Annotated in this window: 11 protein-coding genes; 8 read left to right on the top strand and 3 right to left on the bottom strand. The window is 65.3% G+C overall.

What is annotated here, in order from left to right; translation table 11 throughout:
- Positions 1 to 169 precede the first annotated feature (169 nt).
- A complete protein-coding gene (locus tag X268_RS14860) occupies positions 170 to 949 on the top strand; it encodes a mechanosensitive ion channel family protein (RefSeq protein ID WP_128925647.1) in 780 nt (259 codons plus the stop codon).
- Between the two features lie 5 nt (positions 950 to 954).
- On the opposite strand, the gene X268_RS14865 is transcribed toward X268_RS14860, so the two are convergent.
- A complete protein-coding gene (locus tag X268_RS14865) occupies positions 955 to 1,563 on the bottom strand; it encodes a CinA family protein (RefSeq protein WP_128925648.1) in 609 nt (202 codons plus the stop codon).
- A 3-nt stretch (positions 1,564 to 1,566) separates the two neighbouring features.
- The gene (locus tag X268_RS14870; RefSeq protein ID WP_128925649.1) at positions 1,567 to 2,748 is read right to left on the bottom strand and encodes a bifunctional 2-C-methyl-D-erythritol 4-phosphate cytidylyltransferase/2-C-methyl-D-erythritol 2,4-cyclodiphosphate synthase; all 1,182 of its coding nucleotides are present in this window, start codon (positions 2,746 to 2,748) and stop codon (positions 1,567 to 1,569) included.
- Positions 2,749 to 3,031: 283 nt separating this feature from the next.
- On the opposite strand from X268_RS14870, the gene dusB reads away from it, so the two are divergent.
- The 3 genes from dusB to ntrC are packed head-to-tail and all read left to right on the top strand — an operon-like array spanning position 3,032 to position 6,657.
- Entirely contained in the window at positions 3,032 to 4,033 is a 1,002-nt protein-coding gene (gene dusB, locus X268_RS14875) for a tRNA dihydrouridine synthase DusB (RefSeq protein WP_128929267.1), read from the top strand.
- Positions 4,030 to 5,205 (top strand): two-component system sensor histidine kinase NtrB, encoded by a 1,176-nt coding sequence (locus X268_RS14880; RefSeq protein WP_128925650.1) that lies wholly within the window; start codon positions 4,030 to 4,032, stop codon positions 5,203 to 5,205. Before dusB ends, X268_RS14880 begins: the two co-directional genes overlap by 4 nt.
- Positions 5,206 to 5,214: 9 nt before the next feature.
- Positions 5,215 to 6,657 (top strand): nitrogen regulation protein NR(I), encoded by a 1,443-nt coding sequence (ntrC, locus tag X268_RS14885; RefSeq protein ID WP_028174062.1) that lies wholly within the window; start codon positions 5,215 to 5,217, stop codon positions 6,655 to 6,657.
- Between the two features lie 254 nt (positions 6,658 to 6,911).
- Here the strand turns inward: ntrC and X268_RS39445 are convergent, their stop codons facing one another.
- Positions 6,912 to 7,184 carry a histidine kinase gene (locus X268_RS39445; RefSeq protein ID WP_164937432.1) on the bottom strand — a complete coding sequence of 91 codons (273 nt, stop codon included), beginning with the start codon at positions 7,182 to 7,184 and terminating at the stop codon, positions 6,912 to 6,914.
- Between the two features lie 47 nt (positions 7,185 to 7,231).
- On the opposite strand from X268_RS39445, the gene X268_RS14890 reads away from it, so the two are divergent.
- The 4 genes from X268_RS14890 (at position 7,232) to hflX (ending at position 12,992) form a co-directional block, all read left to right on the top strand.
- The gene (locus X268_RS14890) at positions 7,232 to 9,622 is read left to right on the top strand and encodes a sensor histidine kinase (protein ID WP_128925651.1); all 2,391 of its coding nucleotides are present in this window, start codon (positions 7,232 to 7,234) and stop codon (positions 9,620 to 9,622) included.
- Positions 9,623 to 9,639: 17 nt separating this feature from the next.
- A complete protein-coding gene (gene ntrX, locus X268_RS14895; protein ID WP_128925652.1) occupies positions 9,640 to 11,010 on the top strand; it encodes a nitrogen assimilation response regulator NtrX in 1,371 nt (456 codons plus the stop codon).
- A gap of 339 nt (positions 11,011 to 11,349) precedes the next feature.
- On the top strand, positions 11,350 to 11,598 hold the full coding sequence (hfq, locus tag X268_RS14900; RefSeq protein ID WP_007591126.1) for an RNA chaperone Hfq: 249 nt from the start codon (positions 11,350 to 11,352) through the stop codon (positions 11,596 to 11,598).
- 11 nt (positions 11,599 to 11,609) lie between these two features.
- Entirely contained in the window at positions 11,610 to 12,992 is a 1,383-nt protein-coding gene (gene hflX, locus X268_RS14905) for a GTPase HflX (protein WP_164937741.1), read from the top strand.
- Positions 12,993 to 13,050: the final 58 nt, after the last annotated feature.

Consider the following 13,050-nt stretch of genomic DNA (forward strand, 5'->3'; position numbering starts at 1 on the left):
TTGTAGGCTTCTAGCCCGGATGAGCGCAGCGACATCCGGGACTTACGCAGACGGTGGTACCGAGTCTCGCTTCGCTCCCCCGGCGACGCGACCGTGTTCCGCCTCGGCCGTCGCGGGATCATTTGGCATCGCGGTGCGTTCTCAACGCATTGTCCGGGTTGGAGCCGCCATGACCATCAATTTCGACACGCTGAAAGCCTCGCTCGTCCTCTATGGCCTCAACGCGATCTATGCGGTCCTGCTGCTCGCGATCGGCTGGGATCTGTCCGGCGCCATGCAGCGCTTCGTGACGCGCCTGCTGAGTGTCACGCACCGCGTCGATCCGCTCGTCACATTGTTCGTGGGCAGTCTCGCGCGCTACGGCGTGCTGGCCGTGGTCGGGATCGCCGTGCTTCAGCTGTTCGGCATCCAGACCGCGAGCCTGGTTGCCGTACTGGGCGCGACATCACTCGCCATTGGTCTGGCGTTACAGGGCACGCTCTCCAATCTTGCCGCCGGCGTGATGCTGTTGTTGTTCCGGCCGTTTCACATCGGCGACGACGTCGAGGTCGCCGGCAAGGCGGGCAAGGTGAAATCGCTGTCGCTGTTCATGACCGAGTTGGTCGCGACCGACAACACGCAGATCCTCCTGCCGAACGGGCAGGTGTGGGGCGCGGCCATCATCAACCACAGCGCCTATCCCGGCACGGGCGAGGTCAAGGTGGCGTTTCCGGTCCCGGCCGGTGCGGCCAATACGCTGGCGGATCGCATCCTGACGGAGTTGCGCAACGATTCCCGCATCGAGACTCAGGCGCAACCTACCGTCTCCGTGACGAAGGTCCTCGATGTCGGCAATCCCGCGGCACCGATCCTGGAATTGACGGTCAGCGCGAGGGCGAAACCCTCGGAGGCCGGCGCGGTCAAGCAGTGTGTGCTCGACCATGCGAGCGCGCTGCTTGCGGCGGCGTGAGGTCATCAGCCCCGCGGTGAGCGTGGCGTCCGCCGTTTGGCCGCATGCCGTCGCGGCGAACGCGTCACGCGGGGACGCAGGCGGCTCGCGGCTTCGCGTCGCGGCTTGGCCTGGGCTTGCGGGCCCCGGGCCAGATCCATCAGCATGCGCAGCGCCTCGACCACCGAGCGGGCGCGCACGGCGCTGCGGCCGATCGCGCCGAAGCGGTGCTCGCGGTGGATGATGCGGCCGTCGCGGGCAGCGGCGGCGAAATGCACGAGGCCGACCGGCTTGCCGGGCGTCGCGCCGCCGGGGCCGGCAATCCCGGTAATGGCGACGGCGAGATCGACGCCGGCGCGCTCCAGCGCACCGACCGCCATCGCGGTTGCTGTTTCCTTGCTGACCGCACCGAAATTGGCGAGCGTGCCGGCTTCGACCCCCAGCATCGCGCGCTTGGCGTCGTTGGAATAGGTGACGAAGCCGCGATCGATGACGTCGGAGGAGCCGGGAATGTCGGTCAGCGCGCCGGCGACGAGTCCGCCGGTGCAGGATTCAGCGGTCGCGATCGTCAGCTTGCGCATCCGACACAGATCGAGCAGCGAGCGGGAGAGGGCGCGTGCGTCGCTGCCGCCCATGGCCTAGATGCTCCAGGGAAGACGGATCGTGGCGCTCGCGGTGGCCGCGATGCCTTCCTCGCGGCCGGTGAAGCCGAGCCGCTCGCTGGTCGTGGCCTTCACCGCGACGCGCGAGACGTCGACGCGGGAGATCTCGGCGATGCGCGCACGCATGCCATCGCGCAACGGGCCGATCTTCGGCCGCTCGCAGATCATGGTGACCTCGAGATTGGCGACGCGACCGCCACGCGCCGTGACACGCTCGATGGCGTATTTGAGGAACTGGTCGGAGGAGGCGCCTTTCCACTTCGCATCGCTCGGCGGAAAGTGCGAGCCGATGTCGCCGTCGGCGAGCGCGCCGAGGATGGCGTCGACCAGCGCATGCAGGCCGACATCGCCGTCGGAATGGGCGAGAAAGCCCTTGGTGTGCGGCACGCGCACGCCGCAGAGCATGATGTGGTCGCCCTCGCCGAAGGCGTGCACGTCGTAGCCGGTGCCGGTCCTGATGTCGCCGAGCTGGGCAGCAAGGCGCGCTTCCTCGCGCACGAAATCCTCGGGAGTGGTGAGCTTCATGTTGGCAACATCGCCTTCAAAGGTTGCAACCGTCAATCCCGCCCATTCGGCAATCGCAGCATCGTCGGTGAAATCAGAGCGCCCGTCCTTCGCCGCGCGACGATGCGCTTCGAGGATGACGTCGAAACGAAAGGATTGCGGCGTTTGCGCGATTCGCAGGCGCGCGCGATCCGGCGTGCCCTCGACATGGCCGGCCTCGCCGGTGAGCTTGATGGTGTCGGTGACGGGAATGGCGGGGATCGCAGCGCCGGTGCGATCCGCCGCCTCGATCGCACGCGAGATCAATCCTTCCGAGACGAAGGGGCGCGCGGCGTCGTGAATCAGGACGATATCGGGCTTGTGCTTGACGAGCGCCTCGAGGCCGGCGAGCACCGAAGCCTGTCGCGTCGCGCCGCCATTGGTGGGCGGCTCGTGCTTGAGGCCGGCGACCGCGGCCGTGAACATGGCGGTGTCATCGGGGTTCACCACCGGCTGCACCGCAAACACGCCGGCGTGTCGGCTGAAGGCTTCCATGGCGCGGTAGATCACCGGCACGCCGCCGATCTCGCGATATTGCTTCGGCCCGCCGGCGCCTGCACGCAGTCCACGCCCGGCTGCGACGAGAACGACTGCGGTGCGCTGTGATTTCGCCATAGGACTCAAATACTCAGTTGGTGATGGAGAGAGTCGGGGAGTGGGGTGATTGCCGCATGCCTCTAGCACGGCAGGCCCGCAAAAAAAGGGGGTTTCCCTGGATTGTGGGAAACAGCATTTTGCTGCACTGCACTTGAAAGATCTACAGAATTGTCTAAACTGTAGGCATGACGCTTGACTGCACAAGAATTGTGCGCAAGATAGATCATGGCAGGCGCGATGAGGCCTCTGCCCAGTCGACGAGACCCCTGTGACCGGTTCGGTAGTATCCGGCTCTAAGCCGTTGAAAATAGGCGATATTGACGTCGCCACCCCGGTCTTCCTGGCACCGATGTCGGGGGTGACTGACTCGCCCGTCCGCCGGCTGGCCGCCGAACTGGGGGCCGGTCTCGTCGTGTCCGAAATGACCGCCAGCGATGAGCTCGCCAATGGCCACCGGATGTCCCGGTTGCGTTGCGAAGCCACGGGGGTAGGCCCGCACGTGGTCCAGCTCGCCGGCTGCGAGGCGCACTGGATGGCCGAAGGCGCCCGGATCGCCGAGGCCGAAGGCGCCGATATCATCGACATCAACATGGGCTGCCCGGCGCGCCACGTCACCGGCGGCCAGTCCGGCTCGGCCCTGATGCGCGATCTCGACCACGCCGTCAGCCTGATCGATGCGACGATCGCGGCGGTGAAGGTGCCGGTGACGCTGAAGATGCGGCTCGGCTGGGACGATCGCACGCGCAACGCGCCGGAGCTGGCGCGGCGCGCGGAGGCCGCCGGCGTCAAGCTCGTCACGGTGCACGGCCGCACCCGCAGCCAGTTCTACAAGGGCGAGGCTGATTGGGATGCAGTCCGCGCCGTGCGCGAGGCCGTCGCCATTCCGCTCGTCGTCAATGGCGACATCACCTCCTACGAGAAGGCGGTCGTGGCACTCGAGGCGTCCGGCGCCGACGCCGTGATGATCGGCCGCGGCGCGCAGGGCCAGCCCTGGCTGCCCGGCCAGATCGGCCGCCGCCTGAAGGGCGGGGCAGAGGAAGCCGTGCCCTCGCTCGAAACACAGCTGCATTATGTCCGCATACTCTATGAGGGCGTCTGCGCGCTCTATGGCCTGCGCATCGGCCTCAGGCACGCCCGCAAGCATCTCGGCTGGGCGCTCGACGTCGCGGCGCAGGCGAGCCGCGCGCCGGCGGAGACGCTGAAGGCCTGGCGCCAGAAGATCCTCACCTCCGAGGACCCGCGCCTCGTTCACAGTTCACTGCAAGATGCCTTCGACGACTTCGCATGGAGCGCTGCTGCATGAGCTCAGCCGCTGAACATCGTCGGCCGCTTTTGTCCGACAGCGAGGCGATCCTGGACGCGCTTCCCAATCCCGTGCTCATGATCGGGCCGGATGGCAAGATCGTCGCCGCCAACATCGCCACCGAGGCCTTCTTCGAGCTCTCGACGCAGTTCCTGAAGCGGCAGTCGTTGCAAGAACTGGTGCCGTTCGGCAGCCCCTTGCTGGCGCTGATCGACCAGGTGCGCTCGTCGAACTCGCCGGTCAATGAATACAAGGTCGATCTCGGAACGCCGCGCATGGGCGGCGACCGCCAGGTCGACCTGCATGTCGCCCCGCTCACCGAGCGGCCCGGCCATATCGTGGTGATGCTGCAGGAGCGCACCATCGCCGACAAGATGGACCGCCAGCTCACCCATCGCAGCGCGGCGCGCTCGGTGATCGCGCTGGCTGCGATGCTGGCGCACGAGATCAAGAACCCGCTCTCTGGCATCCGCGGCGCGGCGCAGCTTCTGGAGCATCAGGCCTCGTCCGAGGACCGCATGCTGACGCGCCTGATCTGCGATGAGGCCGACCGCATCGTGACGTTGGTCGACCGCATGGAGGTGTTCGGCGACGAACGTCCCGTGGTGCGGGGCCCTGTCAACATCCATTCGGTGCTCGACCATGTGAAGCGGCTGGCGCAGTCCGGCTTTGCCCGCAACATCCGCTTCATCGAGGATTACGATCCTTCGCTGCCGCCGGTGCTGGCGAACCAGGACCAGTTGATCCAGGTGTTCCTCAACCTCGTGAAGAACGCCGCAGAGGCGCTGATCGACGTGCCCGACGCCGAGATCCAGCTCACCACCGCGTTCCGCCCCGGCGTGCGTCTGTCAGTCCCCGGTCAAAAATCCCGGGTATCCTTGCCGCTCGAATTCTGCGTGAGGGACAACGGACCAGGCGTGCCGGACGATCTTCTGCCCAACCTGTTCGACCCCTTCGTGACCACCAAGCAGACCGGCTCGGGTCTGGGCCTTGCGCTGGTCGCCAAGATCGTCGGCGATCACGGGGGCATCATCGAATGCGAATCTCAGCCGCGCAAAACCACTTTCCGTGTGCTGATGCCGATGTATTCCACATCGGTGAAACATGCCGATCAAAGCAGTCGCGCCGACTCTGCCGGGAAGTCGTCGCCTGCGTCACAGGGGGCAAAATGAGGATTAACAATGCCCGCAGGTAGCATTCTCGTAGCAGATGACGATACCGCCATCCGCACCGTTCTCAATCAGGCACTGTCCCGCGCCGGCTACGAAGTCAGGCTCACCGGCAACGCCGCAACGCTGTGGCGCTGGGTCAGCCAGGGGGAGGGCGATCTCGTCATCACCGACGTGGTGATGCCGGACGAAAACGCCTTCGACCTATTGCCGCGGATCAAGAAGATGCGGCCCAATCTGCCCGTCATTGTCATGAGCGCGCAGAACACGTTCATGACGGCGATCCGCGCCTCCGAGCGCGGGGCGTACGAATACCTGCCCAAGCCCTTCGACCTCAAGGAGCTGATCGCCATCGTCGGCCGCGCGCTCGCCGAGCCGAAGGAGCGGACCTCGACGCCGGACGAGGACGCCGAGATGGAAGCGATCCCGCTGGTCGGCCGTTCGCCGGCGATGCAGGAAATCTACCGCGTGCTCGCGCGGCTGATGCAGACCGACCTCACCGTGATGATCACCGGCGAATCCGGCACCGGCAAGGAGCTGGTGGCGCGCGCGCTGCACGATTACGGCAAGCGCCGCAACGGACCGTTCGTCGCGGTCAACATGGCCGCGATCCCGCGCGATCTCATCGAATCCGAGCTGTTCGGCCACGAGCGCGGCGCCTTCACCGGTGCCAACACCCGTGCCTCCGGCCGGTTCGAGCAGGCCGAAGGCGGCACGCTGTTCCTCGACGAGATCGGCGACATGCCGATGGAGGCTCAGACGCGCTTGCTGCGCGTGCTGCAGCAGGGCGAATACACCACCGTCGGCGGCCGCACGCCGATCAAGACCGACGTGCGCATCGTCGCGGCCTCCAACAAGGATCTGCGCGTGCTGATCCAGCAGGGCCTGTTCCGCGAGGACCTGTTCTTCCGCCTCAACGTCGTGCCGCTGCGCCTGCCGCCCTTGCGCGAGCGCATCGAGGACCTGCCGGATCTCGTCCGGCACTTCTTCGCGCTGGCCGAGAAGGACGGGCTGCCGCCGAAAAAGCTCGACGCGCTGGCGCTGGAACGGCTGAAGCAGCACCGTTGGCCCGGCAACGTGCGCGAGCTGGAGAATCTCGCCCGGCGTCTCGCCGCGCTCTATCCGCAGGACGTGATCACGGCGTCCGTCATCGACGGCGAGCTCGCGCCGCCCTCGGTCAGCCCAGGCGCCGCGGTCCAGCAGGGCGTCGACAATCTCGGCGGCGCCGTGGAGGCGTACCTGTCCTCGCACTTCCAGGGCTTCCCGAACGGCGTGCCGCCGCCCGGCCTCTATCACCGCATCCTCAAGGAGATCGAGGTGCCACTGCTCACGGCCGCGCTCGCCGCCACCCGCGGCAACCAGATCCGCGCCGCCGACCTGCTCGGCCTCAACCGCAACACACTGCGCAAGAAGATCCGGGATCTCGACATCCAGGTCTATCGCAGCGGGGGCTAGACGATCGGCCGGTGGCTCAGCTCCCCCTACCAAGGCAGAGCTGAGCCTGTCCGGATCGCGCTGGCCGTTGTGGCTGACGCGGTGAGCAGAAGTCGCGGTGGGGCTGAAATGTTCCGCCGGACCCTTCCTAATCGGTACGGCACGGCGTCGCACCTACAGGACGATGAGATTTAGATGAATCGTCATCGCGCTTTAGGTAATTGTTTGCGCATGATCTTTCCGGAAAACGGCTTCGCACTTTTCCGCATCATGCTTTAGCGGATCAAATGGCCTGCCGGCATGAGGCTGGCGACATTTGCCGGCGGTTCCTGCAGGCCGGCGCCATTGACCAGCAGGTCCGAGGCCACGATCAGGACCAGCACGGCCGACACCATCATCGCGAGAAAAAATCTATCCATGCCGGGATCAAGCCGGGATGGGGGGAATCCGTTCCCGTCCGCCGGCATATCCTTGTGGACGCGCCCATTCCATGCGGAAAGGGCGCCGCGGAATTGTCGCAATTCGGCAACAATGTGGTACGAATACATCAGTATCCGCCCGTCGCGGACCTGTTTTCATCACCACCATTGCCGGAATGACCAGCGCAGAGACCTCGGCCGCACACTTTGACACGGCCCCAGCGGAAGAGACCCGGCGTTGGTCGGTACGACGCTGGCTGGCGCCGTTTGCCGTGGCGCTGGCCCTGCTGTCGGCTTTCCTCACCTTCCTGGTCCTGACCGGCCTGACCAAGATCGAGCCGACGCCCGAGGTGGTCCGCTCGTTCTACCTGATCAATGCGGCCACGATCCTGCTCCTGGTCGGGATCATCGTCCGCGAGCTCTGGCAGCTGATCCTGGCGCGGCGGCGGGGCAGGGCGGCCGCGCGCCTCCATGTCCAGATCGTCAGCCTGTTCTCGATCGTCGCGGTGCTGCCGGCGGTGCTGGTCGCCGTCGTCGCCAACGTCACCATCGAGCGCGGCCTCGACCGGTTGTTCTCCGGGCCGACCAAGGAGGTGATCCAGAACTCGTTGACGATCGCGCGGGCCTATATGCAGGATCATGCCCAGCTGATCCGCGGCGACATCCTCGGTATGGCCAACGATATCGCGCATGCCCGGCCGCTCTTCGACCAGGATCGCCGCTCGTTCCGCGAGATGCTTACCGCCAGCGCCGGCTCCCGCAATCTGCCGGGCGCGATGATCATCGACAAGAACACCAACATCCTGGAATCCGCCGAGACCGGCATGCGGCTCGCTTATTCGCCGCCCGCGCCTGACTTCCTCAGCAACGTCAACGAGAACGAACCCGAGATCGCGGTGCTGCCGGACGCGAGCTATGTTGCCGCGGTGATCCGCTTGCGCGCCTTCAACGACACTTTCCTCTACGTGGCCCGTCCGCTTGATCCGAATGTCGTCAACCAGCTCAAGCAGACCGAGGTCAGCGTCGCCGAATACGCCCAGATCGAATCGCGCCGGCTCGGCATCCAGGTCGCCTTCGCGCTGATGTTCGCGGTGATCGCGCTGACCATCCTGATGGCCTCGGTGCTGATCGGCCTCAACTTCGCCAATTCGCTGGTTTCGCCGATCCGGCGGCTGATGAACGCAGCTCAGACCGTCTCGACCGGCGATCTCCATGTCCAGGTGCCGGTGCACCAGTCGGAAGGCGATCTCGCTCAGTTGGGTCAGACCTTCAACAAGATGACGCAGGAATTGCGCAGCCAGCGCGATGAGCTCGTCAACGCCAGCGACCTCATCGACAGCCGCCGCCGCTTCATCGAGGCCGTGCTGTCCTCGGCCAGCGCCGGCATCATCGGCGTCGATGCCTCCGGCAGCGTCGGCATTCTAAACCGCTCCGCCGAGAAGCTGATCGGGCACGCCGAATCCGAGACGCTCGGCCATCCGCTCTCCGAGGTGCTGCCCGAGCTCGACGAGATGATGAAGGCGGCGCGGGAAGGGACCCAGCGCCTGGTGCAGGGTCAGATCACGATCACCCGCGACGGGCAGGAACGTAATCTGTCGGTCCGCGTCAGCGCCGAGAAGAACCAGCCGCACGACAGCTATATCATCACGCTCGACGACATCACCGAGCTGGTCTCAGCGCAGCGCACCTCGGCCTGGGGCGACGTGGCGCGCCGCATCGCCCACGAGATCAAGAACCCGCTGACTCCGATCCAGCTCTCCGCCGAGCGCATCCGCCGCAAGTTCGGCAAGACCATCACCGAGGACAAGGACAAGCAGATCTTCGACCAGTGTACCGACACCATCGTGCGCCAGGTCGACGACATCAGGCGCATGGTCGACGAATTCTCGCGGTTCGCGCGGATGCCGAAGCCGGTGATGGAGGGCGAGGACGTCGCCGACACCGTGCGGCAGGCGGTCTTCCTGATGAAGGTCGCGCATCCCGAGATCGATATCGAGGCCGAATTCAAGCAGGATCCGCTGCGCGCCCAGTTCGATCGGCGGTTGATCTCCCAGGCCGTCACCAACATCGTCAAGAACGCCACCGAGGCGATCGAGCAAGTCCCGCCGGAGGAGCTCGGCAAGGGCCGCATCGATGTCGTCGTGTCGCGCGAAGGCGAGGACGTGCTGATCGACGTCATCGACAACGGCATCGGCCTGCCCAAGGTCGCGCGCTCGCGGCTGCTCGAACCCTACGTCACGACGCGGGCCAAGGGTACCGGCCTTGGCCTTGCGATCGTCGGCCGCGTGCTGGAAGACCATGGCGGACGGATCGAGCTGAAGGATGCCTCCGACTTCCGCGCAGGCCAGCGCGGTGCCTGGATGCGGATGCGCTTTGCCATCTCAGGACGGCCAGCGAAGTCCGACGGAGCCGAGCCGGCACTGGCGGCCAAGGACATCACCGGGGACGCTGGGACGGAGCCGGTGAAGGACGCGGCGCCGGAAACAAAACAGCCGGCGGCCGAAACCAAAGAGCCCGCTGAAAAGACCAATGATTCAACGAAAATCGAAGCCTCAACAGGCAGCTGACAAGACAGGCGCGACCCATGGCAAGTGAAATTCTGATTGTCGATGATGAGGCCGATATTCGGGATCTCGTTGCGGGCATTCTCGAGGACGAGGGCTTCGTGACCCGGACCGCACGCGACAGCGATACGGCACTCGCCGAGATCGCCAACCGCAGGCCGCATTTGGTGTTCCTCGACATCTGGCTGCAGGGCTCCAAGCTGGACGGCTTGCAGCTGCTGGAGCAGGTCAAGAAGGACAATGCCGACCTTCCGGTCGTGATGATCTCCGGCCACGGCAACATCGAGACCGCGGTCGCCGCGATCAAGCGCGGCGCCTATGACTTCATCGAGAAACCGTTCAAGGCCGATCGCCTGATCCTCGTCGCCAACCGCGCGCTGGAGAACTCGCGGCTGAAGCGCGAGGTCAAGGAGCTGAAGCAGCTCGCGCCGAGCGCCAGTCAGCTCGTCGGCCGCTCGCCCAGCATGAACCAGCTGCGCCAGACCATCGAGCGCGCCGCCAAGGCCAACAGCCGCATCCTGATCGTCGGTCCCGCCGGCGCCGGCAAGGAATTGACCGCGCGCACGCTGCACACGGCCTCGGGCCGCGCCGACGGTCCATTCGTCGTCATCAACGCCGCCGCGATCACGCCCGAGCGCATGGAGCACGAACTGTTCGGTGTCGAGCAATCCAACGGTGAGCATCCGCGCAAGCCCGGTGCGCTCGAAGAAGCCCATGGCGGCACGCTGTTCATCGACGAGATCGCGGACATGCCGCGTGAGACCCAGAACAAGATTCTGCGCGTGCTGGTCGAGCAGTCGTTCCAGCGCGTCGGCGGCACGGCCAAGGTGCAGGTCGACGTCCGCATCATCTCGTCGACCGCGCGCAATCTCGAAGAGGAGATCGCGGCCGGCCATTTCCGCGAGGACCTCTATCATCGGCTCTCGGTGGTGCCGATCCGCGTGCCGGCGCTCTCGGAGCGGCGCGAGGACATTCCGGAGTTGATCGACTACTTCATGGAGCAGATCTCGGCCGGCAGCGGCTTGCCGAAGCGCCAGATCGGGCAGGACGCGATGGCCGTGCTGCAATCGCATGTCTGGCCGGGCAATGTGCGCCAGCTGCGCAACAACGTTGAAAGAGTCATGATTCTTGCCGCGGGCGGGCCGGAGGTCATCATCACGGCCGACATGTTGCCGCAGGACGTCGGCTCCATGGTGCCGGCGATGCCGACCAGCAACAATGGCGAGCACATCATGGGTCTACCGCTGCGCGAGGCGCGCGAAGTGTTCGAGCGCGACTATTTGATTGCCCAGATCAGCCGTTTTTCAGGAAATATTTCTCGTACGGCTGAGTTTGTGGGCATGGAACGTTCGGCCTTACACCGGAAGCTGAAGGCGCTCGGGGTCGGCTGAACGTCTGCGGGACCAAGTGGATACTGACCAGCATACAGAAGACGCATCATCTGCAGGGCTCGAAGGACTCGTTGGCGCGACGGGAGCCGGATTCCGACGCTGCGGCTACAGCTCGGGGATAAGCGAGGAAAATCATGGATTTCCGTAGTTTTTCGGGGCAATACGGCGGCGGCCGGCGCGTGAAGCGGCTTGCCTAATAGGCCTACCTAGCCTCTAATCACATGGCTGTTCCTTCCGAGGGGGATCTCATGAAGGACCGGCAACCGGGAGAGGCTCCGGACGTCACAAAGAGAGCCGCAACCGGCGCAATAAAAAGAAACTCAAAGCGAGAAAAGAACAATGGCGGCAGACCGCGCACAAAACCTACAGGACACCTTCCTTAATCACGTTCGCAAAACCAAGACGCCACTGACGATCTTTCTGGTCAACGGAGTGAAGCTCCAGGGCATCGTGACCTGGTTCGACAATTTCTGTTTGCTGCTTCGGCGCGATGGTCATTCGCAGCTCGTCTACAAGCACGCGATCTCGACCATCATGCCGGGTGCGCCGATCCAGCTGTTCGAAGGCGGCGAGGATCAGCCGGCTTGAGAGTGATCTGATTGGAACCCCGGAATTTCGACGGGGATGCCGACCGTCTACGGTCGGCAGGGGCTAAACAGACGGGGCGGGGGCTGGTCATCGGCCCCTATCTGCGAGTGCGCGCGGGAGCTGCCGACGCGCAATCGGAGAGCCATGTCGTGCGAGACGCCGAGGCCCGGCTCGATGAAGCCGCGGGCCTCGCGCGCGCGATCGACCTCGTCATCGCCGACGCCATCATCGCGCCGATCAGCCAGATCCGCCCCGCCACCTATATCGGCAAGGGCAAGGTCGAGGAGATCGCCGGACTGATCAAGAGCCTCGACGTCGAGCTCGTCGTGATGGATTGCGCGCTGGCGCCGATCCAACAGCGCAATCTCGAGAAGGAGCTCCAAACGAAGGTGCTGGACCGCACCGGGCTTATCCTGGAGATCTTCGGCCGCCGCGCCAAGACGCGGGAAGGTTCGCTACAGGTCGAGCTCGCGCATCTCAATTACCAGCGCTCGCGCCTGGTGCGTTCATGGACCCATCTGGAGCGCCAGCGCGGCGGCTTCGGCTTCATGGGCGGTCCCGGCGAGACGCAGATCGAAGCCGATCGCCGCCTGATCCAGGAGCGCATCTCCAAGCTCGAGAGCGAACTGAAGAAGGTGCAGGCGACGCGGCGCCTGCATCGTGCGGGGCGTCAGCGCGTGCCGTATCGCGTGGTCGCACTGGTCGGTTACACCAATGCCGGCAAGTCGACGCTGTTCAACCGCCTGACGCGCGCCGACGTGCAGGCGGCCGACATGCTGTTTGCGACGCTCGACCCGACCTTGCGCGCACTGAACCTGCCGCATGGCGGCAAGGCGATGCTGTCGGATACGGTCGGCTTCATCTCCAACCTGCCGACCCAGCTCGTCGCCGCCTTCCGGGCCACGCTGGAGGAGGTGCTTGAAGCCGACGTCATTCTCCATGTCCGCGACATCTCGCATGAGGACGCGGAGGCGCAGCAGAGCGACGTCGACGCGGTGCTGCGCCAGCTCGGCATCAATCCCGATGATTCAGGCCGCATCATCGAGGTCTGGAACAAGATCGACCGTTACGATGCAGAGCAGCGCGAAGAGCTGTTGAACATCGCGGCGCGCCGGCCGGAGGATCATCTGGCCATGCTGGTCTCTGCCGTCACGGGCGAGGGCATCGACGCGCTGCTCGCCGCGATCGAGGAGCGGTTAGCCGCCAAGCGCACCACGCTCGACCTCTCCATCGACGCCGCCGACGGCGCCGGCATCAGCTGGCTGCATCGCAATGCCGAAGTGCTGGCGAAAGAGCTGCATGACGGCCGCTTCGACATGACGGTGCGGGTGGACGAGACCAAGCGGGACATCGTGGTGTCGAGGTTCGATGCCGTGCCGCATCACGCGACGTAGACGCGTGCGGCTTGCCACACGAGTTGCACGACGGCTTCCCCAACAACACTGTCGTCCC

It is taken from the genome of Bradyrhizobium guangxiense (genome assembly GCF_004114915.1).
Classification (GTDB): Bacteria; Pseudomonadota; Alphaproteobacteria; order Rhizobiales; family Xanthobacteraceae; genus Bradyrhizobium; species Bradyrhizobium guangxiense.